Genomic DNA, 23,286 nt, shown 5'->3' with positions numbered 1-23,286 from the left:
CTTAAGGTACGGGCATGTCCGTTGACGGGTGGAACACGGTCCTGGTGCTCGGGGGCATCCGGTCCGGCAAGTCGGAGTTCGCCGAGTCCCTGGTCGCCGACGCGCCCACGGTCCGCTACGTGGCCACCGCCGCCGACGCGCCCGCGGACGACGCCGAGTGGGCCGCCCGGCTGGCCGCACACCGCTCCCGGCGTCCGGAAACCTGGCGCACCGAGGAGACCGCGGCCGACCCGCGCCGGCTGGCCGACGTGATCGCCGCCGCCCAGCCGAACGAGACGCTGCTCGTCGACGACCTCGGCGGCTGGGTGACCGTGCTGCTGGACCCGGCCCACCAGCCGGCCGACGACACCGCCACCATCGCCGAACTGGCCGCCGCGGTGCGGTCCTGCGCGGCGCGGCTGGTGCTGGTCAGCCCCGAGGTCGGGCTCTCCCTGGTGCCGACCACCCCGCTCGGCCGGGCGTTCACCGACGCGCTCGGGGCGGCCAACCGGGCGGTCGCCGACGCCTGCGACGCGGTCGTGCTGGTGGTCGCCGGCCAGCCGGCCTGGCTCAAGCCGGCCGGGCCGGCGCGCGCGGCGACCGTGCCGGCCCAGGCCGGGCCCGCCCCGGCCGAGCCGGCAGCCCCGGCGGTCAACGGCGCGGTCGTCGCCCCCGAACCGGTCACCCGGCCGGAGGTGTTGACCCCGGTGCCACCGGCCACCCCGCCCGCCGAGCCGGCCACGCCGTGGGCCGCGCCCACCATGGCGCTGCCGATGGTCGCCACCGGCCTGGTCATCCAGCCCGGCATGGAACTGCCCATGCCCGACGAGTACGCCGGCCCGCAGGCGATCGAGCGGCTGGCCACCCTGGACGTGCCCGGCGCCGGGCTGGGCGTGCTGGAGCGGGTGGTCGGGTTCGCGGCCGCCACCCAGGGCACCCCGACGCCGACCGCCTGGGGCTCGGTGCGGGTGCTGCTGCTGCGCGGCGACCACGCCGGCGGGGCGGCCGCCGGCACGGTGGCCGGTGAGTCGGCCCGCCGGGCCCGTCAGGCCCGCGCCGGCGAGGGCCCGCTGGCCCGGCTGGCGGCCGAGTGCGGCGCGAGCCTGCAGGTGGTGGAGGCGCCGGCGGCGGGGCCAATGGAGGCCGAGCCGGCGCTCACCGGCGAGCAGGTCGAGTCGGCCCTGCGCGAGGGCTGGCGGCTCGCCGAGGAGGCCGCCGACGCCGGCGTACGGCTGCTGGTGCTGGCGGCGTGCGGCGCCGGCACCGAGGCCGCCGCGGCGGCGGTGCTCGCGGCGACCGCCGGCGCCGAGCCGCCCGCCGTGCTGGGCCGGGTGGTGACCGAGGCGGGCGAGATCGACGACGCGGCCTGGATGAAGCGGTGCGCGGCGGTCCGCGACGCGCTGCACCGCACCCGCCGCTCGCCGCGGGGGGCCAAGGACGTGCTGGCCGAACTGGGCGGCGGGGACGTCGCGATCGCCACCGGTGTGCTGCTCGGCGCGACGGCCCGCCGGCTGCCGGTGATGCTCGACGGGCCGGTCGGCCTGGCCGCCGGCATGGTGAGCCGGGACCTGGCCGGGCAGGCGCGACACTGGTGCCTGCTGGCCGACCACGGCGGCGACCCGGCGGCCCGGCTCGCCGCCGACGTGCTGGGCCTGACCCCGCTGCTGGACGTGCGGCTCGACCTCGGCGAGGGGGCGAACGCGCTGGCCGTGCTGCCGCTGCTGCGCTCGGTGCTGTCGCTGGCCGCCGCCCTGCCCGCCCGCCCCTCGCTCGGCGGCGGCTCCGACCACGAGGAGCCGGAGCCGGAGGACGAGGAGGAAGAGCAGCGCGAGTTCGTCGAGCCGGAGCCGGCCGGGCCCGGGCCGACCACCACCGAACCGGACGGCCAGCCGGTGGACCCGTCCGGCCGGCGTGCCGGCTGACCGGCGGCTCGCCGACGGGGCGCGGCTGGCGCTGACCACCTTCAGCACGCTGCCGGTGCGCGCCGGCCGGATCGACCGGGCGGTGGCGGGCACGGCGATGGCGCTGGCCCCGGCGGTGGGCGTGCTGCTCGGCGCGCTCCTCGCCGGGGTGCTGCTGCTCCTGGCCGCGGTCGCGCCGCCGCTGGTCGCCGCCGGGGTGACGGTCGGCGCGGGCGCGCTGCTCACCCGCGGACTGCATCTGGACGGGCTGGCCGACACCGTGGACGCGCTGGGGTCGTACCGGCGCGGGGCGGCCGGGCTGGAGATCATGAAGAAACCGGACGTGGGCCCGTTCGGGGTGGTCGCGCTGGTGGTCGTACTCCTGGTGCAGACGGCGGCCCTCGCGGAGCTGGCCGGCCGGTCGTGGCCGGCGGCGCTCGCGGCGGTGGTGGCGGCGACCGCGGCCGGCCGGCTCGGGGTCGCTGTGGCCTGCCGGCGGGGCGTGCCGGCGGCCCGGCCGGAGGGGCTCGGCGCGCTGGTCGCCGGCACCGTCGGGCCGGTCGCGCTGGTGGTCGGGACGGCCGCCGTCGCGCTGCTGGCGGTCGCCGCGGTGCCGGGCCGCCCGTGGCAGGGGCCGGTCGCCGTCGCCGCCGCCCTGGCCGTGGCGGTGGCGCTGCTGCGGCACGTGGTACGCCGGCTCGGCGGCGTCACCGGCGACGTGCTCGGCGCGACCGTGGAACTGGTCACCACGCTGGTCTACCTGGGACTCGTGCTGTCCGGCTGAGTCCGGCGCGCCGCGCCGGGTAGCGTCTTCCCACGACAGCAGGGCGCGGCAACCGGGGGACGACATGCTCATCACCGACGACTTCCTGCCCGTACCGGTGCCGGAGTCGCTGAGCGCCACCTACCTGGTGCCGATGACCGGCTTGCCGAAGGTCAGTCCGAAATCGGCGGTGGCGGCGCTGGCCGGCCGGCTGGCCGAGCCGGTGTACGGGCTGGCCCGACAGATGCTGGACAGCCCGCTGATGAGCGTGGACACCCGGACGGTGAGCGAGTTCCCGCAGCTGCCGCCGGACCTGCTCACCGCGTTCGGCGCCGGCCGGGAACAGCTGGACCGGCTGGCCGCGGCCAGTCACCTGGTGGTGGTGCAGGCCGAGTACCGGCCCGGGTGGCCGCCCGCGCACGAGTGGGCGGCGCGGGCGGTGGCCGCCGCGGTCGCCGAGTCGGTCGGCGGCGACGTGGTGGACGTCTTCGGGCTCCAGTTCCTCGACCCGGCCACGGCGCTGCGCTCGCTCCCTGACGAGCAGGGGCGGATCCGGCTGGTCGACTGGGTGCTGGTGCCGTACTCCTCGGACGCGGAGGGGCTCTGGTTCACCACCAAGGGGCTGCGCCGGTTCGGGCTGCTGGAACTGCAGACCCAGGGGGTGCCCGACCACCTCACCCGGGCCTGGGGCGCGGTGATGACCGGCGCCGCGCGGCGGCTGCTGCGGGACTGGACCGACGGGCTGGCCGGCGAGGAGGTGCCCGCGTTCGTGCAGCTGCCGGTGCTGGCCACGGTGACCGGGCACGACATCGCGGTGGCGTACGGCAATCCGGAGCAGCACGGGGCCACCGCGCCGGTGCTGCTCCGGCTGGAGCTGGACCCGGCCACCGACCCGGACGCCGACTCGTTCCTCAGCCTGCACCCGCCCGCCGGTCACCCGGGCCCGCCCGGGCGCTACTTCGCCGCCGCCTGCGCCATTCTCTTCTCCGGCATCCAGCCGGACGTGCGCTACGCCCGGTCGGGCGACGCGATGAGCAAGGCGATCGCGACCGCCCGCGCCGGACTCGGCGACATCCGGGCCCGGTTCGTCGCCGGCCAGCTGCCGCCGGAGACCCAGTTGGTGGTCAAGTACGGCCTGCCCGGCGACGACGGCCCGGAGTTCGTCTGGGCCGGAGTGACCTCGTGGGAGTCCCCGGAGCGGATCGTCGGCGCCAGCGCCAGCGACGCCAACACCGACCCGACCGTCCGGATCGGCAGCCCGGTGGTGGTGGAGGCGGCCGACGTCGTCGACTGGGCCCTGCTCGACGGCACCGGCGTCATCGAGGGCGGCTGGACCCAGGCCGTCCTCGACGCCGGAGAACCCCCCACCCCCTGACCGGCCCCCACCGCCCGCCGCCACCCGGTATTGATCATGAGGTTGGCGGCGACGTCGATCTCTGATCGTGCCGCCGACCCCATGATCAACGAGGTGGTGTGCGCGGGGTGGGTTACTTGACGGAGGGGTGGACGAAGGGGGGTCGGGTGACGCGCATCTGGGCGCGGCGGCCGCGGATGTCGACCTCGACCAGGTCGCCGTCGGCGAGGTCGGCGGCGGTGTCCAGCAGGGCGAGGGCGATGCCCTGCTTCCGGGTCGGCGAGAAGGTGCCGCTGGTGATCGTGCCGACCCGGGTGTCGCCGACGTGCACGGTCATCCCGGGGCGCGGGATCGCCCGGTCGACGGCCTCCAGGCCGCGCAGCGTACGCCGAGCGCCGGCCGCCTTCTCGGCGCGCAGCACGTCGCGGCCCCAGAAGGCCGGCTTGTCCCAGCCGACCGCCCAGCCGGAGCGGGCCTGCACCGGGGTGATCTCCAGCGACAGGTCCTGCCCGTGCAGCGGGTACCCCATCTCGGTGCGCAGGGTGTCCCGGGCGGCCAGCCCGCAGGCGCGCAGCTCGAACGCCGCCCCGGCGGCGAAGAGCGCGTCCCAGACGGCGACCGCGTGCTCGGCCGGCACCACCAGCTCGTAGCCCAGCTCGCCGGTGTAGCCGGTGCGGCAGACGGTCAGCGGCATCCCGTCGAGGGTGGCGGTGGAGAAGCTCATGTACTCGTGTCCGGTGGGCAGCCCGAGCGCGCCGAGCAGCTCGGCCGAACGCGGGCCCTGCACGGCGAGGACGGCGTACGCCTCGTGCTCGTCGGTGACCGTGACCGACGGCGGCGCGGCGGCGCGCAGCCGGCGCACCACCTCCGCGGTGTTCGCGGCGTTCGGGATGAGGAAGACGTGGTCGTCGCCGTGCAGGTAGGCGATGATGTCGTCCACCACGCCGCCGGTGGCGTCGTCGCAGCAGAGCGCGTACTGCGCCCGGCCCGGCCCGATCCGGCCCAGGTCGTTGCTGAGGCAGGCGTTGACGAACTCCGCCGCGCCGGGCCCACTCACCCGCGCCTTGCCCAGGTGCGAGACGTCGAAGACGCCGACCGCGGTACGCACCGCGGTGTGCTCCTTGAGCACCCCGCCGCCGGCGTACTCCAGGGGCATCTCCCAGCCACCGAACGGGGCGAACTTGGCGCCGAGAGCGGTGTGCCGCTCGTGCAGCGGGGAACGGCGCAGCCGGGTCGCGGCGGCGTCGGAGGTCACGTCGGTCATGGGTGGCAACTTACCGTCACCGGACGGGCTGGTTAGCATCGGCGGGACCCGCCGGAGCTGTCGGCGGGACATCCCCGACGTCCGGCGGGTACGGTCCGCCGGAGACCTTCATCGCCGGTACGCGACGACGCGGCCGGCCCGGCCCGCCCGGAGTAGCTTCAGTGACATCGCCCAGCACCACCCTGAGCCTGGTCGACACCGACCCCGCCGAGCTCGCCGTCGACGCGATCGTGATCGGCGTGCACAGCCAGACCGGAGAGCAGGACGCCACCAGCGGCCTCGCCGGCACCCTGCTGCTCGCCAGTGGCGCGGAGAGCATCGCCGCCGCCTTCGACGGCAAGCTGACCGAGACGCTGGCGCTGCTCGGCGCGACCGGCGGCCCCGGCGAGGTGGTCAAGCTGGCCACCCTGGGCACCGTGACCGCCCCGGTGATCGCCGCCGTCGGGCTCGGCCCGGAGCCGTCGGGCGCCGCCCCGGCGCCGGAGACCCTGCGCCGGGCGGCCGGCGCGGCCGTCCGGGCCCTGGCCGGCGCGCCCCGGGTGGCGCTCGCCCTGCCGGTGCCGGACGACACCGACGCCGCGGCCGCGCTGCGCGCGGTGGCCGAGGGCGCGCTGCTCGGCGGCTACCGCTTCGCCGGCTACAAGACCCGGCCGCAGCCGGCGCGCCGCGAGCCGGTGGCCGAGGTGCTGGTGGCCGTGCCGGACGCGGGGGACGCCGGCGCCCGGGCCGAGGTGGCCCGCGCCCAGGCGGTCGCCGGCGCGGTCCGACGCAGCCGGGACTGGGTCAACACCGCCCCGAACGAGCTGCGCCCCCCAGCCTTCGCCGACGCGGTGGCCACCGCCGCCCGGGAGGCCGGGCTCGAGGTCGAGGTGCTGGACGAGGAGGCGCTGCGCGCCGGCGGCTATGGCGGCATCATCGCCGTCGGGCAGGGCTCGGAGGCCCCGCCGCGGCTGGTGAAGCTCAGCTACACCCCGGCCGGTGGCGGCACCGGCAAGCGGGTCGCGCTGGTCGGCAAGGGCATCACCTTCGACACCGGCGGCATCTCGATCAAGCCGGCGCAGGGCATGTGGGAGATGAAGTCCGACATGGCCGGCGCCGCCGCGGTGGGCGCCGCCATGCTGGCGATCGCCGCGCTCAAGCCGTCCGTGGCGGTGACCGGGTACCTGCCGATGGCGGAGAACATGCCGTCCGGCACGTCGTACCGGCCGGGCGACGTGATCAGCATGTTCAACGGCAAGAAGGTGGAGGTGCTGAACACCGACGCCGAGGGCCGGATGATCCTGGCCGACGCGATCGCCCGGGCCTGCGCGGACGGCTGCGACTACCTCTTCGAGACCTCCACCCTCACCGGCGGGCAGGTGATCGCGCTGGGCAAGAAGGTCGCCGGCGTGATGGGCAGCCCGGAGCTGTGCGAGCGGGTGAAGGTCGCCGGCGACGCGGTCGGCGAGCCGGCCTGGCCGATGCCGCTGCCGGACGACGTGCGCAAGGGCATGGACTCCGACGTGGCCGACATCTCGCAGGTCAACGCCGGCATGGACCGGGCGGGTCACATGCTCCAGGGCGGGGTGTTCCTGCGCGAGTTCGTCACCGACGACGTCGCCTGGGCGCACATCGACATCGCCGGGCCGGGCTACCACTCCGGTGAGCCGACCGGCTACTGGACCAAGGGCGGTACCGGCGTCCCGGTCCGCACCCTGGTCCACCTGGTCGACGACGTCGCCGCCAACGGCTGACCCACCCCGCGCCGTTCAAGATCCGCGCACGTACACCGAAAGAGTGGCCATTCCGTCCGGGATGGCCACTCTTTCCGTGTACGAGGCCCTTCTGGGCGCGGGGGAGCGCGCGGCGCGGGTCAGTACAGCTCGGGGCGGCGCTTGCGGCGTTCGTTGAAGTCGCGCATGCGCTGGGGGTAGCCCATCAGCCGGACGTCGTAGACCGGGATGCTCATCCGGTGGGCGAACCGCCGGGCCCCGTCCGGGCCGTCGATCCGGCGGCGGGTCCACTCCCCGTCGTCGGCGATCAGCATCACCGTGGTCTCGGTGACGGTGGTCCGGGGCTCGATGTACGCCTCGACCCCGCGCCTGGTCCGGACAAAGTTCTCGAGATGGTCCAGATCGGCGCGATCGGCGGCGCGGTCGAGGCTTGCCGTGCGAGCCTTCTTGCGTCGTCGGAACAGTCCCACCGAACCGTCTCCCCCATCCTGCGTCCATCGAAGGTCGCGCCAAGCGTACGTGTCGCGGACGTGTCGTTGGGCACCTCACTACGCGCCCTGTCCGCGGTGGTGACAAGATGACCGAGGTGGGGTGTGTTCGCACGACCCCGCCGTGACCCCCGATGCAGCGACGCGACCTGGGAGTTGGACGTGAGCGAGCCGAACGACGCAACCTTCGACATCGTCATCCTCGGAGGTGGCAGCGGCGGCTACGCGGCGGCGCTGCGGGCCGCCCAGTTGAACCTCTCCGTCGCGCTGGTCGAGAAGGGCAAGCTGGGCGGCACCTGCCTGCACAACGGCTGCATCCCGACCAAGGCGCTGCTGCACGCCGCCGAGATCGCCGACCAGACCCGCGAGTCGGAGCAGTTCGGCATCAAGGCCGAGCTGGTCGGCATCGACATGGCCGGCGTCAACTCGTACAAGGACGGCGTGGTCGCCCGGCTCTACAAGGGCCTCCAGGGGATGCTCAAGAGCAACAAGGCGATCACCATCGTCGAGGGGCACGGCAAGCTGGTCGCGCCGAACGCCGTCGAGGTCGACGGCAAGCGCTACACCGGCCGCAACGTGATCCTGGCCAGCGGCTCGTACGCCAAGAGCCTGCCCGGCCTGGAGATCGACGGTGAGCGGATCATCACCAGCGACCACGCCCTGACCCTGGACCGGGTCCCCACCTCCGCGATCGTGCTCGGCGGCGGCGTGATCGGCGTCGAGTTCGCCAGCGTCTGGAAGTCCTTCGGGGTGGACGTCACCATCGTCGAGGCGCTGCCCCGGCTGGTAGCCGCCGAGGACGAGGAGTCGTCGAAGGCACTGGAGCGAGCCTTCCGCAAGCGGAAGATCAACTTCAAGGTCGGCAAGCCGTTCGAGAAGGTCGAGAAGACCGACAACGGCGTGAAGGTGACCATCGCCGGCGGCGAGACCGTCGAGGCCGAGCTGCTGCTGGTGGCCGTCGGCCGCGGCCCGAACACGGCCAACCTCGGTTACGAGGAGCAGGGCGTGAAGATGGACCGCGGCTACGTGCTGACCGACGAGCGGCTGCGCACCGGCGTGCCGAACGTCTACGCGGTCGGCGACATCGTGCCCGGTCTGCAGCTCGCGCACCGCGGCTTCCAGCAGGGCATCTTCGTGGCCGAGGAGATCGCCGGCCAGAACCCGGCCGTGATCGACGAGGCCGGCATCCCGCGGGTCACCTACTCCGACCCGGAGCTGGCGTCGGTCGGCCTGACCGAGGCGAAGGCCAAGGAGCAGTACGGCGCGGACAAGGTCAAGTCCTACAACTACAACCTGGGTGGCAACGGCAAGAGCCAGATCCTCAAGACGGCCGGCTTCGTGAAGCTGGTCCGGGTCGAGGACGGGCCGGTGGTCGGCGTCCACATGGTCGGCGCCCGGGTCGGTGAGCTGATCGGCGAGGCGCAGCTCATCTACAACTGGGAGGCGTACCCGGCCGAGGTGGCGCAGCTCGTGCACGCCCACCCGACGCAGAGCGAGGCCCTGGGCGAGGCGCACCTGGCCCTCGCCGGCAAGCCGCTGCACGCGCACGCCTGATCGAGAACTGATTCCGCGGCGTCCGGCGGCAGACGGGCGAGATCGCACCAGGGGAATGAAGGAGTCGTAAGAGATGCCGGTATCGGTCACCATGCCCCGGCTCGGCGAGAGCGTCACCGAGGGCACCGTCACACGCTGGCTCAAGCAGGAGGGCGACACCGTCGAGGTCGACGAGCCGCTGCTCGAGGTGTCGACGGACAAGGTCGACACCGAAATCCCGTCCCCCGCGGCGGGCGTGCTGAGCCGGATCGTGGTCGGCGAGGACGAGACCGCCGAGGTCGGCAGCGAGCTCGCGGTGATCTCCGGTGAGGGCGAGGCCGCCCCGCCGCAGGAGCAGCCGGCCGAGCAGGCCGCCGAGGCGGCCGCGCAGCCTCAGCCCGAGGCGGAGCAGCCGGCCGTCGAGGAGCCGGCCCCGGCCGCCCCGGCGCCGTCGGGCGGCGGCACCCCGGTCACCATGCCGGCCCTCGGCGAGAGCGTCACCGAGGGTACGGTCACCCGCTGGCTCAAGCAGGTCGGCGAGACCGTCGAGGTGGACGAGCCGCTGCTGGAGGTCTCCACCGACAAGGTGGACACCGAGATCCCGTCCCCGGTCGCCGGCACCGTGCTGGAGATCAAGGTCGCCGAGGACGAGACCGCCGCGGTCGGCGCCGAACTGGCCGTGATCGGTGCCGCCGGCGCCGCCCCGGCCGAGGCGAAACCCGAGCCCAAGCCGGAGCCCAAGGCCGAGGCGAAGCCGGAGCCCAAGCCCGAGCCGAAGCCCGAGGCGAAGCCGGCGCCGGCGCCCGAGCCCCAGGTGCAGGAGCCGACCCCGGGCCTGTCCTACAACGAGCCGTCGGCGGAGGCCGAGGTCGCGGCGCAGCCGGCCCAGGCCGAGCAGCGGGCGGTTCCGGCCGCCCCGACCCCGCAGCGCCAGGCCGCGCCCGCCCCGGCCGGTGGCGGCGAGGAGGCGGCCGGCTACGTGACCCCGCTGGTGCGCAAGCTGGCCAGCGAGCACGGCGTCGACCTGTCCTCGGTCAACGGCACCGGCGTCGGTGGCCGGATCCGCAAGCAGGACGTGCTGGAGGCGGCCGAGCGGGCCAAGGCGGCCAAGGCCGCGCCGGCCCCGGCGCAGCCCGCCCCGGCGGCGGCCCCGGCCAAGCCGGCCGCGAAGCCGACGCCGAGCACGAAGCGGGGCACCACCGAGAAGCTGCCGCGGATCCGCACGGCCATCGCCAAGCGGATGCACGAGTCGCTGCACGAGATGGCGCAGCTCACCACGGTGATCGAGGTGGACGTCACCCGGATCGCCAAGCTGCGGGCCCGGGCCAAGGACTCGTTCCTCCAGCGGCACGGCGTGAAGCTCTCCTTCCTGCCGTTCTTCGCCCTCGCCGCCGTCGAGGCGCTGCAGGCGTACCCGATCGTCAACGCCCGGATGGACCTCGAGGGCGGGACGATCACCTACCCGGACGCGGAGCACCTCGGCATCGCCGTGGACACCGAGCGGGGCCTGCTGGTGCCGGTCATCCACAACGCCGGCGACCTGAACCTGGGCGGTATCGCCAAGCGGGTCGCCGACCTGGCCGAGCGCACCCGGACCAACAAGATCAGCCCGGACGAGATCGCCGGGGCGACCTTCACGCTGACCAACACCGGCAGCCGGGGCGCGCTCTTCGACACCCCGATCGTGCCGTCGCCGCAGTCGGCGATGCTCGGCACGGGTGCTGTGGTCAAGCGGCCGGTCGTGGTCAACGACCCGGAGCTGGGCGAGGTCGTCGCGGTCCGGTCGATGGTCTACCTGGCCCTCTCCTACGACCACCGGCTGATCGACGGCGCGGACGCGGCGCGCTTCCTGGTCGCGGTCAAGGAGCGGCTGGAGGCCGGCAACTTCGAGGCCGAGCTGGGCCTGTAGTTCGGTAGCATGCGAAGGGCGCCCCGGTGACCGGGGCGCCCTTCGTCGTTCCGGCGGGCGGTCAGGCGGCTCCGAGGGTCTCCTCGGAGACCTGCCAGAGCCGCTCCGCGGCCTCCGGGTCCCGGGCGTACGGCGCGTAGCCGGTGCGGGTGCCGGGCTGGTTCGGGCCGGCCTCCTGGCAGTCCTCGAAGTAGCGCCCGCCGACGCCGTTCAGCAGCGGCGACGTGGCGACCAGCACCGAGGTGGCGGCGCCCTGCTCGGTGCTCTTCCAGTACGCGGCCCCGCCGCCGCTCTGCGCCCGCATCCGGTCCAGTTCCTCCTCGCTGATGTAGCGCTGGAGGTTGGTGCGGATCGCGCCCGGCATCAGCGCGTTGGCGAGGATGCCGTCGTCGGCCCAGCGCCGGGTCGCGTCCACCGCGAAGAGCACGTTGGCCGTCTTGGACTGCCCGTACGCCTGCCACGGGTCGTACGGCCGCCGCTGGAAGTGGATGTCCTCGAAGACCACCGGAGAGCGCAGGTGGGCGGCCGAGCTGACCGAGACGACCCGCGCGCCGCCGGCCGCGGCCAGCGCCCGGTACAGCCCGGTGGTCAGCGCGAAGTGGCCCAGGTGGTTGGTGGCGAACTGCATCTCCCAGCCCTGCGCGGTGCGCATCTCCGGCGAGGCCATGATGCCGGCGTTGTTGACCAGGATGTGCAGCGGGCCGTCCCAGGTCGCCACGAAGGTGGCCACCGATCCCAGGTCGGCCAGGTCCAGCGGGGCGACGAGGACCCGGTCGTTGGCGGTGCTGCCGATGATGTCCGTGGCGGCGCGCTGGCCGGCCTCGGGGTTGCGGACCGCGAGGGTGACGTCGGCCCCGGCGGCGGCGAGGGCACGGGCGGTTTCCACCCCGATGCCGGATCCACCGCCGGTGACGACGGCCCGCCGACCGGCGAGGTCGATGCCCCGCACCACCTCCATCGCCGTGCTTTCGCGGCTGAAGGGCGTGCTGACAGGTGTGCTGGTGGTCATGATCCGTCCTTGTCCGATGCGGCGCGGACGCCCGTCCGGCCGCTACGATGAGAAGCGGAGGATCCTCCGTTACGGTCGAGACTAACCGGAGGCTCCTCCGTTTGCCACCCCGCGCCCCGCGACAAGGGCCGCGGACGACGCCAGGAGGAGCCGTGCCGGAGACCGCCCCTCGACCGCTGCGCGCCGACGCGCAGCGCAACCGCGAGCGACTGCTCGACGCCGCGGTACGGGCGTTTTCCCGGCCCGGCGCGGAGGTAACCCTGGACGCCATCGCCAAGGACGCCGGGGTGGGCATCGGCACCCTCTACCGCCACTTCCCCATCCGGGAGGCGCTGGTCGAGGCGGCCTACCGCAGCGAGCTGGCCAAGCTCTGCGACTCGGCGGAGGCGCTGCTCGGCCAGCTGCCGCCCGACCTGGCCACCCGGGCCTGGATGGACCGCTTCGTCGACTACCTCGCCACCAAGCGGGGCATGGCCGACGCGCTGCGCCTGGTGATCGCCGCCGGCGCCAACCCGTACGCGCAGAGCCGGGACCGGCTGCTCGGCGCGCTCACCCGGCTGCTGGACGCGGCCGCCGCGGCCGGTGCGGTCCGGGCGGACGTCCGACCGGAGGACGTGCTGGCCGGGCTGAGCGGGGTCTCCCTGGCGGCCGGTGAGCCGGCCCAGCGCGAGCAGGCGAGCCGCCTGCTCGACCTGTTGATGGACGGCCTGCGGTACCGAGCGCCGGGCTGAGCCGGATTCCGGCCCCCGGCGGTGGGGGCGCTGCGACAGTGGGTTGATGGGCGGAGACCGGTGGCGCGGACGGTTGGGTCCGGCCATCGCGATCGCCCCCGGCGCCCGGGTGGACCGGTTCGAGGTCTTCTTCGACCTGGTCTTCGTCTTCTCGTTCTTCATCATCACCCGGGCCACCGCGATGGACGTCTCCGGCCGCAGCCTGCTGCACGCCATGCTGGTGCTCGCCGTGCTCTGGTGGGTGTGGGTGGTGCACTGCGTGGTGGCCACCCGGGTCCGGCTCGGCGAGGGCTTCGTCCCGGCGCTGATGGTCGTCGCCATGGCGGCCCTGTTCTGCTTCGCGCTCTCCCTCCCCCAGGCGTTCGGCCCGACGCAGCAGATGGCCGCCGGGCCAATGGTGGCCGCGCTCAGCTACGTGGCGATCCGCGCCGTGCACCTGCTGCTCTACTGGCACGTCGCCAAGGAGAGGCCGGGCGAGCGCCGGCTACTGCTGAAGTACTCGCCCGAGCTGATGATCAGCACCCTGCTGCTCGTCGGCGCCGCGCTGATCCCGCCGATGATCGACGACCCCGGCCTGGCCGGGATGGTGCGGGACGGCCTTTGGGTCAGTGTCATCCTGCTCCAGTACGGCATGGGGCTGGTGGCGGGCCCCTGGGGCTGGACGGTCACCTCCGCCGAGCACTGGACCGAGCGGTACGACCTCATCCTGATCATCGCCCTGGGCGAGTCGGTGATCTCGGTCGGCGTCGGCAGCAACCTGCTCGGCCAGCCGCCGACCTGGCCGGCGGTGGCCGCGGCCGTGCTCGGCATCTTCTTCACCGCCGCGCTCTGGTGGGCGCATTACGACGTGATCGGACCGGCCGCCCGGATCGCGCTGCACGTGACCAAGGGCCGAGCCCGGGTCGCCATGGCCCGGGACGCCTACGCCTACTTCTACCTGGTGATGATCGCCGGCATCATTTTGTTCGCGCTGGGCGCCGAGGAGATCGTGCACGAGGTCGCCGACCCGAAGGTGCCGGTCACCGAGCCGCCGCACGGCCCGGGTGTGCCGCTGCTCTTCGGCGGGGTGGCCTGCTACCTGTCCGCGAACATGCTCTTCCAGCTGCGCACCCTGCGCACCGTCTCCTGGTCGCGGCTCGGCACGGTGGTGCTGCTCCTCGCCGCCATCCCGGTCGCCACGCACCTGCCAGGGCTCGCCGCCCTCGCCCTGCTCACCGCCATCTGCGTGGGCCTGGTGGCCGTCGAGGTGGTGGTGATGGCCGATTCCCGGCGCGCCCTGCGGGACGTGGTCTTCCAGGAGAAGGCCGAGCACGAGGCGCACGAGGCCGCCGTCCGCGCCCGCTGGCACGAACACGTCGAGAACGAGCCGTCGACCTGACGGGCGGTCTGCCGGTAGCAGAATCGGGGCGGACCGGCTGGCCGGGCGGGCCGCGTGGGCGGCAGGGTGGGCGGATGGCCAACTTCTCCCTCCAGGCCCAGCCCACCGACGGCCCGGGCTGGCTCGACCTGGCCCGGCGGGCCGAGGCCGCCGGCTACGACGCGCTGCTCGCCGCCGACCACCCCGGCGCGGTCGCGTCGCCGTTCGTCGCGCTGGCCGCGGCGGCGGCGGTGACCTCCACGATCGGGCTCGGGTCGTACGTGTCGAACGCCGGTGTCCGCGAGCCGATGCTGCTCGCCTCGGACGTGGCCACCCTCGACCTGCTCTCCGGCGGCCGGGCCCGGCTCGGTCTCGGTGCCGGCCACACCCCGGCCGAGTGGCGCGCGATCGGTCGGGAGCGCCCCGACGTCGCCGGCCGGGTCCGCCGTTGTGTGGCCGTCGCCGAAGCCGTGCGGGCCCTGCTCGACGGCGACGAGGTCACCGTCGACACCCCGGAGCTGACGATGCGGGCGGCCCGGCTGGAGACCCCGCGCCCGGTGCAGCGGCGGATCCCGCTGACCTTCGGCGGGGCGAACTCCGCGCTGCTGCGCTGGGCCGGCGCGCACGCCGACGTGGTCGGGCTGGCCGGGCTGGGCCGTACCCTGCCCGACGGGCACCAGCACGAGGTGCGCTGGCGCGCGGCGGAGATCGAGCACCAGCTCGACTGCGTGGCCGCCGGGGCGGCCGGTCGCACCGAGCCGCCGGTGCTGGAGGCCCTGGTGCAGCAGGTCGTGGTGACCGACGATGCCGAGGCGGCCGCGGCGAAGACCGCCGAGGAGACCGGCCTGACCGTCGCCGAACTGCTGGCCACCCCGTTCGTGCTGATCGGCACCGAGGACGAGATCGTCGCGGCGGTCGCCGAGCACCGGCGCCGCTGGGGCGTCACCCGGTTCGTCGTACGCAAGGACGCGCTCGACCCGCTCGCCCCGGTGCTCGCCCGCCTCGCTTCCGTCAGCTGAGCGACCACCGTCCCGGCGGCAACCTTCGGGATCGAGGGTGATGCCTGTGAGTCATCAATATGACTCAGCGGTATCACGCTCTGCCAGCTTCAAGGCGTCGGCCGCTCGGCGACGAAGACTCGGCTCAGGACGCAAGGACGGCGGTCGCGGCGACCTCGATCAGCTGCGGCGGGAAGGCGAGCGCGGTGACCCCGAAGACGTTACTGGCCGGGCGGTGGTCGCCGAAGTAGTGCCGGCAGGCGGCACCGAAGGCCTCGAAGTTGACCGGCAGGTCCACCACGAAGGCGTTGATCTCGGCAATGTCCGCGCGCTGCGCGTCGAACCGGCGCAGGACGGCGTCGAGGTTGTCGAAGGTCGCAGCGGCCTGGGCGGCGAAGTCGCCCTCGTGGCGGAAGGTGCCGCCCATGTCGTGGCTGAGCTGGCCCGAGATGAAGAGCAGGTTGCCGGCCCTGACCGCCTGCGAGTAGTTCGCCGCGTCCTCCCAGGGAACCCCGAATCCGAAGTGCTCGAACCTGCTCATGGTCCTCTCCTGTCGGCTCCCCGGCCACCCCGTGTCGCCTGGCCTACCGGGCCATCTTTCCCCCTTTCCGCCAGGTATGAGGCGTTTTGCGCACCCCTAGTCCGCCGGGCGCTCGTAGAAGCGGATCTTCTCGCGGAGGTGGTCGTACTGGCGTTGGAGCAGGCGCATCTGCTCCTCGACCCGCTCGGCGTGCCGCTGGAGCAGCGCCTTCCGCTCGCCGGCGGTGTGGTCGCCCTCGCGGGCCAGTTCGGCGTAGCGGCACATCTCGGCGATCGGCATGCCGGTGTCGCGCAGGCAGCGGAACAGCACCAGCCAGCTGAGGTCGTCGTCGGTGAAGATCCGCCGGCCGCCGGAGGTGCGGCCGACGCCGCTGAGCAGGCCGATCTTCTCGTAGTACCGGAGGGTGTCGAGGCTGAACCCGCTGCGGCGGGCGGCTTCGGAGGGGGCGTAGCCGGACATGGCGGCAGCCTAGCGCTTGACCTGGAGCGCGCTCCAGGTTGAAAGCTGGGCGCATGACGATGACACGGACACTGGGTCGCAGCGGGATCGAGGTCAGCGCGCTCGGCATGGGGTGCTGGGCGATCGGCGGGCAACTGTGGGGCGACGGCGGCCAGCCGTTCGGCTGGGGTGAGGTCGACGACGACGAGTCCGTCCGCACCATCCACGCCGCGCTCGACGCGGGCGTGACCCTCTTCGACACGGCCAGCAACTACGGCGCCGGGCACAGCGAGCGGGTCCTCGGCCGGGCGCTCGCCGGCCGCCGCGACCGGGCGGTGATCGCCACCAAGTTCGGCAACCGCGCCGACGAGGCGACCCGGCGGTGGACCGGCACCGACGCCAGTCCCGCCTACTGCGTGCGGAGCCTGGAGGAGTCGCTGCGCCGGCTCGGCACCGACCACGTCGACCTCTACCAACTGCACATCAACGACCTGCCGGCCACCGCGGCGCTCGACGTGGTCGACACGCTGGAGGACCTGGTCGGCCAGGGCAAGATCCGGGCGTACGGGTGGAGCACCGACAACCCCGCCTCGGCCGAGGCGTTCGCGAAGGCCGGCCCGCACTGCGCGGCGATCCAGCACGACCAGTCGGTGCTGCTGGACAACGCCGCCACGCTGGCGGTCTGCGACGCGTACGACCTGGCCAGCCTGAACCGTGGGCCGCTGGCGATGGGGCTGCTCACCGGCTCGCAGCGGGCGGTCGGCCGGGACGACGTGCGCGGGATGGCACCGGAGTGGCTGGTCTGGTTCACCGACGGGCGCCCGACGCCGGCGTGGCAGGCCCGGGTCGAGCAGATCCGGGCGGCGCTCACCGCGGACGGCCGTACCCTCACTCAGGGCGCGCTCGGCTGGCTGCTGGCCCGCAGCCCCCGGACGGTGCCGATCCCGGGCTGCCGCACGGTCGCGCAGGCCGAGGAGAACTACGCCACGCTCGCGCTGGGCCCGCTGCCCGCCGGCGCGTACGCCGAGGTCGAGCGGCTGCTCGCCGACCTGCGGCCGGCGCCGGTGGGATGAGAGAAGGTCCACCCGGCTCAACGCATCCGGGCCGCCGTCCGTATCCGAAGATATGAGCATGCGGATCCTGATGGCCGGCGCGTCCGGCTTCCTGGGCACCCGGCTGGTGGACCGGCTCGCCGCCGACGGGCACCAGGTCACCCGGCTGGTCCGGCGGCCGGCACGCGGCGCGGGCGAGCGGCAGTGGAACCCGTCGGCGGCGCAGCTCGACCCGGCGCTGGTCGCCGAGTCCGACGCGGTCGTCAACCTGGCCGGCGCCGGCGTCGGCGACCGGCGCTGGAACGCCGAGTACCGGCAGGTGATCCGGTCCAGCCGGGTGGACACCACCACCACGCTGGCGATCACCATCGCCGGCCTGCCCGCGGAGGACCGGCCGAAGGCGCTGCTCAACTCGTCGGCCGTCGGCTGGTACGGCGACACCGGCGACCGGGCGGTGGAGGAGGACGCGCCGGCCGGCGAGGGCTTCCTGGCGGACGTCTGCCGGGTCTGGGAGGCCGCCACCCGGCCGGCCGAGGACGCCGGCGTACGGGTGGTGCGGCTGCGGATCGGGCTGCCGTTGCACCGCGACGGCGGGATGCTCAAGCCGCAGCTGCTGCCGATGCGGCTGGGCGTCTCCGGCAAGCTGGGCAGTGGCCGGCAGTGGTGGCCGTGGATCTCGATGGCGGACTGGCTGGCGGCGGCGGTGTTCCTGCTCGACTCCGACACGGTGGCCGGACCGGTCAACATGGTCGGTCCGGCGCCGTCGACCAACGCCGAGTTCACCCGGGAGCTGGCCCGGCAGCTGCACCGCCCGGCGTTCATGCCGATCCCGGCGCTGGCGCTGAAGGTGGCGCTCGGCGGCTTCTCCACCGAGGCGCTGTCCAGCTCCCGGGTGCTGCCCGGCGTCCTCACCGCCGCCGGCTTCAGCTACCGCCACCCGGACCTGCCCAGCGCGCTGCGCGCCGCCCTCACCGAGTGACGCGGAGGGCCCTGCCCGTCGGGTCGGGAAGGGCCCTCCTCCTCAGGGGGTCAGCAGCCGATCACCCAGTAGTTGGGGCCGGTCTGCTTGAGGGTGCTGGTGTTGAAGGTGTTGTAGAGGCCCATCCGCTGGTTGGAGCCGTTGGCGTAGGCGTAGCCGCCGGAGTGGTAGGCGCGGCCGGCGGTGACGTGGGCGTAGTTGCTGGCGGTGACGCAGGTGGGCGGGTTGGTCGGGGTCGGCGTCGGGCTGGTGGGCGTCGGGTCTGTCCCGCCGCCGTTCAGGCCGAAGAAGACCGCGTCCCGGTAGGTCGAGCAGATGGTGTCCAGGAAGTACGCGGCGGTGCTGCCGCACTGCTGGGCGCCGGAGCCGGGGTCGACCGGGGTGCCGTGGCCCATCCCGGAGACCCGGTAGAGGCGGACGTCGTTGTTGCCGTACACCTCGAGGCTGGTGTTGCCGGGCAGCGACGCGGTGCTGGTCGGGGTCTGCGGGACGCCCCGGACGTTGGTCCACTGGTCGCGCAGTTCGACGGCGTTGGCCGGCACCACCGTCGAGTCGGAGGTGCCGTGCCAGATGGACACCCGGGGCCGCGGGCCGGAGTAGCCGGGGTAGGCCGCGCGGACCAGGTCACCCCAGGCGGCCGGGGTCTTGTCCACCCCGCTGTACTGGCAGGTGCTGGTCGACGCCGGCGGCGAGCAGCGGTACGGCAGGCCGGCGATGACCGAGCCGGCGGCGAAGACGTCCGGGTAGGTGGCGAGCATGACGGCGCTCATCGCCCCGCCGGCGGAGAGCCCGCTGACGAAGACCCGCTTGGCGTCGGTGCCGTAGGTGTTCTTCGCGTAGTCGACCATCTGCCTGATCGACAGCGCCTCGCCCTGGCCCCGGGTGATGTCCCCCTCGACGAACCAGTTGAAGCAGCTCAGCGGCTGGTTGCTGCTGGACTGCTGGGGCACGATCAGGGCGAACTTCCACTGGTCGGCGTACTTCTGCCAGCCGGAGTTGGCGAAGTAGCCGGCGGCGTTCTGGGTGCAGCCGTGCAGCAGCACCACGGCCGGCGCGTTGGCCGGCAGGTTGTCCGGCCGGTAGGCGTACATGGCGAGGTTGCCGGGGTTGGAGCCGAAACCGGTGACCTGGGTGAGGCTGGCGGCCTGGGCGGGCGCGGCGACGGTCAACGCCGCCGCGGCGACGAGCACGGCGCCGGCGACGGCGCCGGTGAGGCGGGCGAGCAGGGATGGGGAGCGGCGCACGGGGGGCCTCCTGACGGGGGATTGTGAACTGGGTCACCCGCGAATTGCCGCGACGTTACGTCGATGTGTCGATGGTGTGACATGGGGCACGCTCACACATTCATCGTGATCGACGTGTGCGGCGGCTTCGCCGGCCGGCGTTCCGGCCGGTCGGCAGGGCGGGGCGCCCGGGTGGCCCGACACAGCCGCCGAGCCCTCGGGTCTGACCGGCGTGTCCAGGTCCGGTTGGTAACGTCCGCTGCGTGCCGATCTCCCCGTCCCTGGCGCCCTCGCCCGCCTCGCCGCCGCGCGTCGCCCGCGACCGGCGGGCCGACCTGTTCGTGGCGCTGGCCGCGCTCGCTCTCGCCGTCTGGGTGACCAGCGGGCTGTGGCGGGACCCGAACGTCCGCACGATCACGGTCAACTCCAGCGACCAGGCGCTCTTCGAGTGGCTGCTGGCCTTCGGCGGGCACGCGCTGACCCACGGGGAGAACCCGTTCTTCACGTACCTGATCAACGTGCCGGACGGGGTGAACCTCGCGGTCAACACCTCGATCACCGTGTACGCGGCGGTCTTCGCCCCGCTGACCTACCTGATCGGGCCGCCGGCGACGTTCCTGGTGATCCTCACCCTCAACCTGACCGCCACCGCGCTGGCCTGGTACTGGCTGCTCTCCCGGCAGCTGGTGCGCAGCCCGCTGGCCGCCGCGGTCGGCGCGCTGTTCATCGCCTTCTCCCCCGGCATGGTCTCGCACGCCAACGCCCACCTGAACTGGACCGCCGGCTGGCTGGTGCCGCTGCTGGTCTGGCGGGTGTTCGCGCTGCGCCGCCCGGAGCACTGGCTGCGCGACGGGATGGTGCTCGGCGTCCTGGTCGCGATCGCCTTCTCCATCGCGGCCGAGGGACTCTTCTTCACCGCCCTCGCGCTCGGCGTCTTCCTCGCCGTCTGGGCGCTGCACCCGGCCCGCCGCGCCCAGGCCCGGGCCGCACTGCCGACCTTCCTGCGCGGGCTGGCGGTGACCGCCGTGGTCGCCGGGGTGCTGCTGGCCTACCCGCTCTGGCTGCACTTCGCCGGCCCGCAGCGCTTCCACGGCACCGGCTTCGACGCGGTGATCCACTCCGAGGACGTGGCCGCGTACGGGGCGTACCCGCGCCGGTCGCTCGCCGGTGAGGTGGGGCTGGGCACCCGACTGGCGCCGAACCCGACCGAGGAGAACTCGTTCTTCGGCGTACCGCTGCTGCTGCTCGCGGTGGCCTGCTTCGTGGCGGTGTGGCGGCGCGCGGACCCGGGCCGTCGGGCCACGCTCTGGGCGATCGGGGTCACCGCGGTGGTCTTCACCGTGCTCTCCTTCGGGCCGGAGGCGAAGGTCGACGGTCGCCGCACCGACCTGCCGATGCCCTTCGACCTGGTCGGGCAACTGCCGGTGGTGAACGCCGCCCTGCCCGCGCGGCTGGCGCTGGTGGTGGCCCCGATGATCGGGCTGCTGCTGGCGCACGCCGTAGACCGGCTGCGCGCCGACCCGCCCCGGCGCCCGTCGGCGCGGCGGGCCTGGGCGGTCGGGTTCGCCGTGGCGCTGGTGCCGCTGGTGCCGGCGCCACTGCTGACCACCGAGCGCGAGCCGATCCCGCGGTTCATCACCGCCGGTACCTGGCGGGAGCACGTCTCCCCCGGCGGGGTGCTCACCCCGGTGCCGCTGACCCTGGACGTCTACCCGGACGGCCAGCGTTGGCAGGCGTACGCCCTCTCCCACCGGCAGGGCGAGTTCGCCATCCCGTCCGGGTTCTTCCTCGGCCCCGGCGGCCCGGACGGCCGGGGCCGGATCGGCCCGGTCCCCCGCACGTTCGACGCCCTGGTGGATCAGGCCGGCCGGGACGGCCTGACGCCGATCATCACCGCGGGCTCGGTCACCGCGGTCCGCGCGGACCTGCGGTACTGGGGGGTCGAGGTGGTGGTGCTGCCGGACCGGGTGCACGGGGCGAAGTACGACGTGCACGAGGACACCGTGCGCCGCACGGTGACCGCGCTGCTCGGCGAGCCGCAGCGGGTGGACGACGTCTGGCTGTGGCGGGTCCCGCCGGCCTGAGCCGCCCGTGGTGAGCCGGCTCACCCCAGGTGACCGGCGAGTACGGGACTACGCTGGACACCGTGACCACGACGACCCCCGGCCTCACGGCCGTCCGCGCCGGTGTCCTCGACTACCAGGCCGCCTGGGACGAGCAGCGCCGGCTGCACGAGTCGGTGGTGGCCGGCGAGCGCGGTGACACCGTGCTGCTGCTGGAGCACCCGAGCGTCTACACCGCGGGCAAGCGCACCGAGCCGTGGGACCGTCCGGTGGACGGCACCCCGGTCGTCGACGTGGACCGCGGTGGCAAGATCACCTGGCACGGCCCGGGGCAGCTGGTCGGCTACCCGATCCTGCGCCTGCCCGACCCGGTGGACGTGGTCGCCTACGTCCGCCGCACCGAGCAGCTGCTGATCGACGTGTGCGCCGAGTTCGGGCTGACCGCCGGCCGGGTCGAGGGGCGCAGCGGGGTCTGGGTGCCGGAGGACGACCGGGGCCCGGCCCGCAAGGTCGCCGCCATCGGCATCCGGGTCGCCCGCGGGGTGACCCTGCACGGCTTCGCCATCAACTGCGACTGCGACCTGGGCTACTTCGACCGGATCGTGCCGTGCGGCATCCGCGACGCCGGGGTCACCTCGCTCACCGCCGAGCTGGGCCGCCCGGTCACCGTCGCCGACGTGCTGCCCGTGGTCGAGCGCCGGCTGCCGGCGCTGCTGGCCTGACCGGCCGTGCGGATCGACCTCGTCACCCTCGTCGTCGCCGAGTACGACCCGGCGATCGCCTTCTTCACCGAGGTGCTCGGCTTCGAGTTGGCGGAGGACAAGCCCTCGCTGACCAACGACGGCCGACCGAAGCGCTGGGTGGTGGTCCGCCCGCCGGGCGGCGGGACCGGGCTGCTGCTGGCGCGTGCCGACGGCGAGCGGCAGCAGGAGGCGGTCGGCGCGCAGACCGGCGGCCGGGTCGGCTTCTTCCTCCAGGTCGACGACTTCGACGCCACCTACCGGCGGATGGTCGAGGCGAAGGTGGAGTTCGTGAAACCCCCGCGCACCGAGTCGTACGGCCGGGTCGCCGTCTTCCGCGACCTCGCCGGCAACCTCTGGGACCTGCTCGGTCCCGCCTGAGACGGAGAACGGAATCCCGATGACCGACGTGCTGTCGACCCAGCGGCGGATCGCCGAGGAGCTCCAGGTGCCGGCGACCTTCGACGCCGCCGAGGAGATCGAGCGCCGGGTCGTCTTCCTCGCCGACCGTCTGGTCGACACCGGGCTGGCGGCGCTGGTCCTCGGCATCAGCGGCGGCGTGGACTCCACCACCGCCGGCCGGCTCTGCCAGCTCGCCGTGGAACGGGCCCGCGACGCCGGGCACCCGGCCGTCTTCGTCGCGATGCGCCTGCCGTACGGGGTGCAGGCCGACGAACACCACGCGCAGGCCGCGCTGGAGTTCATCCGGCCGGACCGGGTGCTCACGGTCGACGTCAAGCCGGCCGCCGACGCCGCCCTGGAGGCGCTGGTCGCCGGCGGGCTGACCTTCCGCGACGCCGCTCAGCAGGACTTCGTGCACGGCAACATCAAGGCCCGGCAGCGCATGATCGCCCAGTACGCGGTGGCCGGGGCGGCGGGCGGGCTGGTGGTCGGCACCGACCACGCGGCCGAGGCGGTCACCGGCTTCTTCACCAAGCACGGTGACGGCGCGGCGGACGTCGTCCCGCTGACCGGGCTGACCAAGCGCCGGGTCCGCGCGCTCGCCGCGGCGCTCGGCGCCCCTGCCGAACTGGTCGGCAAGGCGCCCACCGCCGACCTGGAGGGCCTGGCTCCCGGCAGGCTCGACGAGGACGCGCTCGGCCTGGCGTACGAGCACATCGACGACTACCTGGAGGGCCGGCCGGTCCCGGCGGAGGTGGAGGCGGCGCTGGTGGCCCGCTACCGGGCCACGGACCACAAGCGCCGCTTCCCGATCGCGCCCTAGCGTGCCCGCGGGCGGGACCTGATCCGC

General features: G+C 74.2%; 21 protein-coding genes. 15 read left to right on the top strand and 6 right to left on the bottom strand.

The features are described from left to right. Positions 1 to 14: 14 nt before the first annotated feature. From cobU to ACVCAH_RS28085, 3 genes are all read left to right on the top strand, one after another. Positions 15 to 1,901, top strand: a complete 1,887-nt coding sequence (gene cobU, locus ACVCAH_RS28095) for a bifunctional adenosylcobinamide kinase/adenosylcobinamide-phosphate guanylyltransferase (protein ID WP_447139233.1) — start codon at positions 15 to 17, stop codon at positions 1,899 to 1,901. Further along, a complete protein-coding gene (cobS, locus tag ACVCAH_RS28090) occupies positions 1,891 to 2,664 on the top strand; it encodes an adenosylcobinamide-GDP ribazoletransferase (RefSeq protein ID WP_447139232.1) in 774 nt (257 codons plus the stop codon). Before cobU ends, cobS begins: the two co-directional genes overlap by 11 nt. A 64-nt stretch (positions 2,665 to 2,728) precedes the next feature. After that, positions 2,729 to 4,018, top strand: a complete 1,290-nt coding sequence (locus ACVCAH_RS28085; RefSeq protein WP_447139231.1) for a DUF2314 domain-containing protein — start codon at positions 2,729 to 2,731, stop codon at positions 4,016 to 4,018. Positions 4,019 to 4,130: 112 nt separating this feature from the next. On the opposite strand, the gene gcvT is transcribed toward ACVCAH_RS28085, so the two are convergent. Continuing rightward, entirely contained in the window at positions 4,131 to 5,261 is a 1,131-nt protein-coding gene (gene gcvT, locus ACVCAH_RS28080) for a glycine cleavage system aminomethyltransferase GcvT (RefSeq protein ID WP_447139230.1), read from the bottom strand. Positions 5,262 to 5,422: 161 nt separating this feature from the next. On the opposite strand from gcvT, the gene ACVCAH_RS28075 reads away from it, so the two are divergent. After that, positions 5,423 to 6,994, top strand: a complete 1,572-nt coding sequence (locus tag ACVCAH_RS28075; protein WP_447139229.1) for a leucyl aminopeptidase — start codon at positions 5,423 to 5,425, stop codon at positions 6,992 to 6,994. A 119-nt stretch (positions 6,995 to 7,113) separates the two neighbouring features. Here the strand turns inward: ACVCAH_RS28075 and ACVCAH_RS28070 are convergent, their stop codons facing one another. Next, complete coding sequence (locus tag ACVCAH_RS28070; protein ID WP_447139228.1) at positions 7,114 to 7,443, bottom strand: hypothetical protein; 330 nt, start codon at positions 7,441 to 7,443, stop codon at positions 7,114 to 7,116. 180 nt (positions 7,444 to 7,623) lie between these two features. Between ACVCAH_RS28070 and lpdA the strand changes: the two genes are divergently transcribed. Both lpdA and sucB read left to right on the top strand, forming a co-directional pair. Continuing rightward, positions 7,624 to 9,015, top strand: coding sequence for a dihydrolipoyl dehydrogenase (lpdA, locus tag ACVCAH_RS28065; protein ID WP_447139227.1), 1,392 nt, complete (start codon positions 7,624 to 7,626; stop codon positions 9,013 to 9,015). Positions 9,016 to 9,088: 73 nt separating this feature from the next. Beyond that, entirely contained in the window at positions 9,089 to 10,903 is a 1,815-nt protein-coding gene (sucB, locus tag ACVCAH_RS28060; RefSeq protein ID WP_447139226.1) for a 2-oxoglutarate dehydrogenase, E2 component, dihydrolipoamide succinyltransferase, read from the top strand. Positions 10,904 to 10,964: 61 nt separating this feature from the next. On the opposite strand, the gene ACVCAH_RS28055 is transcribed toward sucB, so the two are convergent. Continuing rightward, positions 10,965 to 11,912: an SDR family NAD(P)-dependent oxidoreductase gene (locus ACVCAH_RS28055; RefSeq protein ID WP_447139225.1), complete on the bottom strand. Its 948-nt coding sequence runs from the start codon at positions 11,910 to 11,912 to the stop codon at positions 10,965 to 10,967. Between the two features lie 152 nt (positions 11,913 to 12,064). Between ACVCAH_RS28055 and ACVCAH_RS28050 the strand changes: the two genes are divergently transcribed. The 3 genes from ACVCAH_RS28050 (at position 12,065) to ACVCAH_RS28040 (ending at position 15,019) form a co-directional block, all read left to right on the top strand. Next, complete coding sequence (locus ACVCAH_RS28050) at positions 12,065 to 12,643, top strand: TetR/AcrR family transcriptional regulator (RefSeq protein WP_447139224.1); 579 nt, start codon at positions 12,065 to 12,067, stop codon at positions 12,641 to 12,643. A gap of 46 nt (positions 12,644 to 12,689) precedes the next feature. Then, entirely contained in the window at positions 12,690 to 14,021 is a 1,332-nt protein-coding gene (locus ACVCAH_RS28045; protein ID WP_447139223.1) for a low temperature requirement protein A, read from the top strand. Positions 14,022 to 14,095: 74 nt separating this feature from the next. After that, on the top strand, positions 14,096 to 15,019 hold the full coding sequence (locus ACVCAH_RS28040) for a TIGR03621 family F420-dependent LLM class oxidoreductase (protein WP_447139222.1): 924 nt from the start codon (positions 14,096 to 14,098) through the stop codon (positions 15,017 to 15,019). Between the two features lie 124 nt (positions 15,020 to 15,143). Here the strand turns inward: ACVCAH_RS28040 and ACVCAH_RS28035 are convergent, their stop codons facing one another. Next, the gene (locus tag ACVCAH_RS28035; protein WP_447139221.1) at positions 15,144 to 15,539 is read right to left on the bottom strand and encodes a RidA family protein; all 396 of its coding nucleotides are present in this window, start codon (positions 15,537 to 15,539) and stop codon (positions 15,144 to 15,146) included. Between the two features lie 96 nt (positions 15,540 to 15,635). Further along, a complete protein-coding gene (locus ACVCAH_RS28030) occupies positions 15,636 to 15,998 on the bottom strand; it encodes a MerR family transcriptional regulator (RefSeq protein ID WP_447139220.1) in 363 nt (120 codons plus the stop codon). Positions 15,999 to 16,051: 53 nt separating this feature from the next. Here ACVCAH_RS28030 and ACVCAH_RS28025 point away from each other — a divergent pair, with 53 nt between their 5' ends. After that, positions 16,052 to 17,050, top strand: a complete 999-nt coding sequence (locus ACVCAH_RS28025) for an aldo/keto reductase (RefSeq protein ID WP_447139219.1) — start codon at positions 16,052 to 16,054, stop codon at positions 17,048 to 17,050. 58 nt (positions 17,051 to 17,108) lie between these two features. Continuing rightward, complete coding sequence (locus ACVCAH_RS28020; protein WP_447139218.1) at positions 17,109 to 18,008, top strand: TIGR01777 family oxidoreductase; 900 nt, start codon at positions 17,109 to 17,111, stop codon at positions 18,006 to 18,008. Between the two features lie 50 nt (positions 18,009 to 18,058). Here ACVCAH_RS28020 and ACVCAH_RS28015 read toward each other — a convergent pair whose 3' ends face one another. Continuing rightward, positions 18,059 to 19,252 (bottom strand): extracellular catalytic domain type 1 short-chain-length polyhydroxyalkanoate depolymerase, encoded by a 1,194-nt coding sequence (locus ACVCAH_RS28015; protein ID WP_447139217.1) that lies wholly within the window; start codon positions 19,250 to 19,252, stop codon positions 18,059 to 18,061. Positions 19,253 to 19,494: 242 nt separating this feature from the next. Between ACVCAH_RS28015 and ACVCAH_RS28010 the strand changes: the two genes are divergently transcribed. The 4 genes from ACVCAH_RS28010 (at position 19,495) to nadE (ending at position 23,259) form a co-directional block, all read left to right on the top strand. Beyond that, positions 19,495 to 21,315: a DUF2079 domain-containing protein gene (locus ACVCAH_RS28010; protein ID WP_447139216.1), complete on the top strand. Its 1,821-nt coding sequence runs from the start codon at positions 19,495 to 19,497 to the stop codon at positions 21,313 to 21,315. 62 nt (positions 21,316 to 21,377) lie between these two features. Continuing rightward, a complete protein-coding gene (gene lipB, locus ACVCAH_RS28005; protein WP_447139215.1) occupies positions 21,378 to 22,016 on the top strand; it encodes a lipoyl(octanoyl) transferase LipB in 639 nt (212 codons plus the stop codon). Between the two features lie 6 nt (positions 22,017 to 22,022). Next, positions 22,023 to 22,415: a VOC family protein gene (locus tag ACVCAH_RS28000; RefSeq protein WP_447139214.1), complete on the top strand. Its 393-nt coding sequence runs from the start codon at positions 22,023 to 22,025 to the stop codon at positions 22,413 to 22,415. Positions 22,416 to 22,434: 19 nt separating this feature from the next. After that, a complete protein-coding gene (gene nadE, locus ACVCAH_RS27995) occupies positions 22,435 to 23,259 on the top strand; it encodes an ammonia-dependent NAD(+) synthetase (protein ID WP_447139213.1) in 825 nt (274 codons plus the stop codon). Positions 23,260 to 23,286 lie beyond the last annotated feature (27 nt).

This window comes from Micromonospora sp. LZ34 (assembly GCF_052981855.1).
This window is presented reverse-complemented; position numbering and strand designations above follow the sequence as displayed.

Bases quoted from the DNA above. Each gene is read 5' to 3' on its own strand.
- ACVCAH_RS28025 (WP_447139219.1), top strand. From the start codon at position 16,052: ATGACGATGACACGGACACTGGGTCGCAGCGGGATCGAGGTCAGCGCG.
- ACVCAH_RS28020 (WP_447139218.1), top strand. From the start codon at position 17,109: ATGCGGATCCTGATGGCCGGCGCGTCCGGCTTCCTGGGCACCCGGCTG.
- ACVCAH_RS28030 (WP_447139220.1), bottom strand. From the start codon at position 15,998: ATGTCCGGCTACGCCCCCTCCGAAGCCGCCCGCCGCAGCGGGTTCAGC.
- cobU (WP_447139233.1), top strand. From the start codon at position 15: ATGTCCGTTGACGGGTGGAACACGGTCCTGGTGCTCGGGGGCATCCGG.
- ACVCAH_RS28035 (WP_447139221.1), bottom strand. From the start codon at position 15,539: ATGAGCAGGTTCGAGCACTTCGGATTCGGGGTTCCCTGGGAGGACGCG.
- ACVCAH_RS28040 (WP_447139222.1), top strand. From the start codon at position 14,096: ATGGCCAACTTCTCCCTCCAGGCCCAGCCCACCGACGGCCCGGGCTGG.
- nadE (WP_447139213.1), top strand. From the start codon at position 22,435: ATGACCGACGTGCTGTCGACCCAGCGGCGGATCGCCGAGGAGCTCCAG.
- ACVCAH_RS28045 (WP_447139223.1), top strand. From the start codon at position 12,690: ATGGGCGGAGACCGGTGGCGCGGACGGTTGGGTCCGGCCATCGCGATC.
- gcvT (WP_447139230.1), bottom strand. From the start codon at position 5,261: ATGACCGACGTGACCTCCGACGCCGCCGCGACCCGGCTGCGCCGTTCC.
- ACVCAH_RS28055 (WP_447139225.1), bottom strand. From the start codon at position 11,912: ATGACCACCAGCACACCTGTCAGCACGCCCTTCAGCCGCGAAAGCACG.
- sucB (WP_447139226.1), top strand. From the start codon at position 9,089: ATGCCGGTATCGGTCACCATGCCCCGGCTCGGCGAGAGCGTCACCGAG.
- ACVCAH_RS28085 (WP_447139231.1), top strand. From the start codon at position 2,729: ATGCTCATCACCGACGACTTCCTGCCCGTACCGGTGCCGGAGTCGCTG.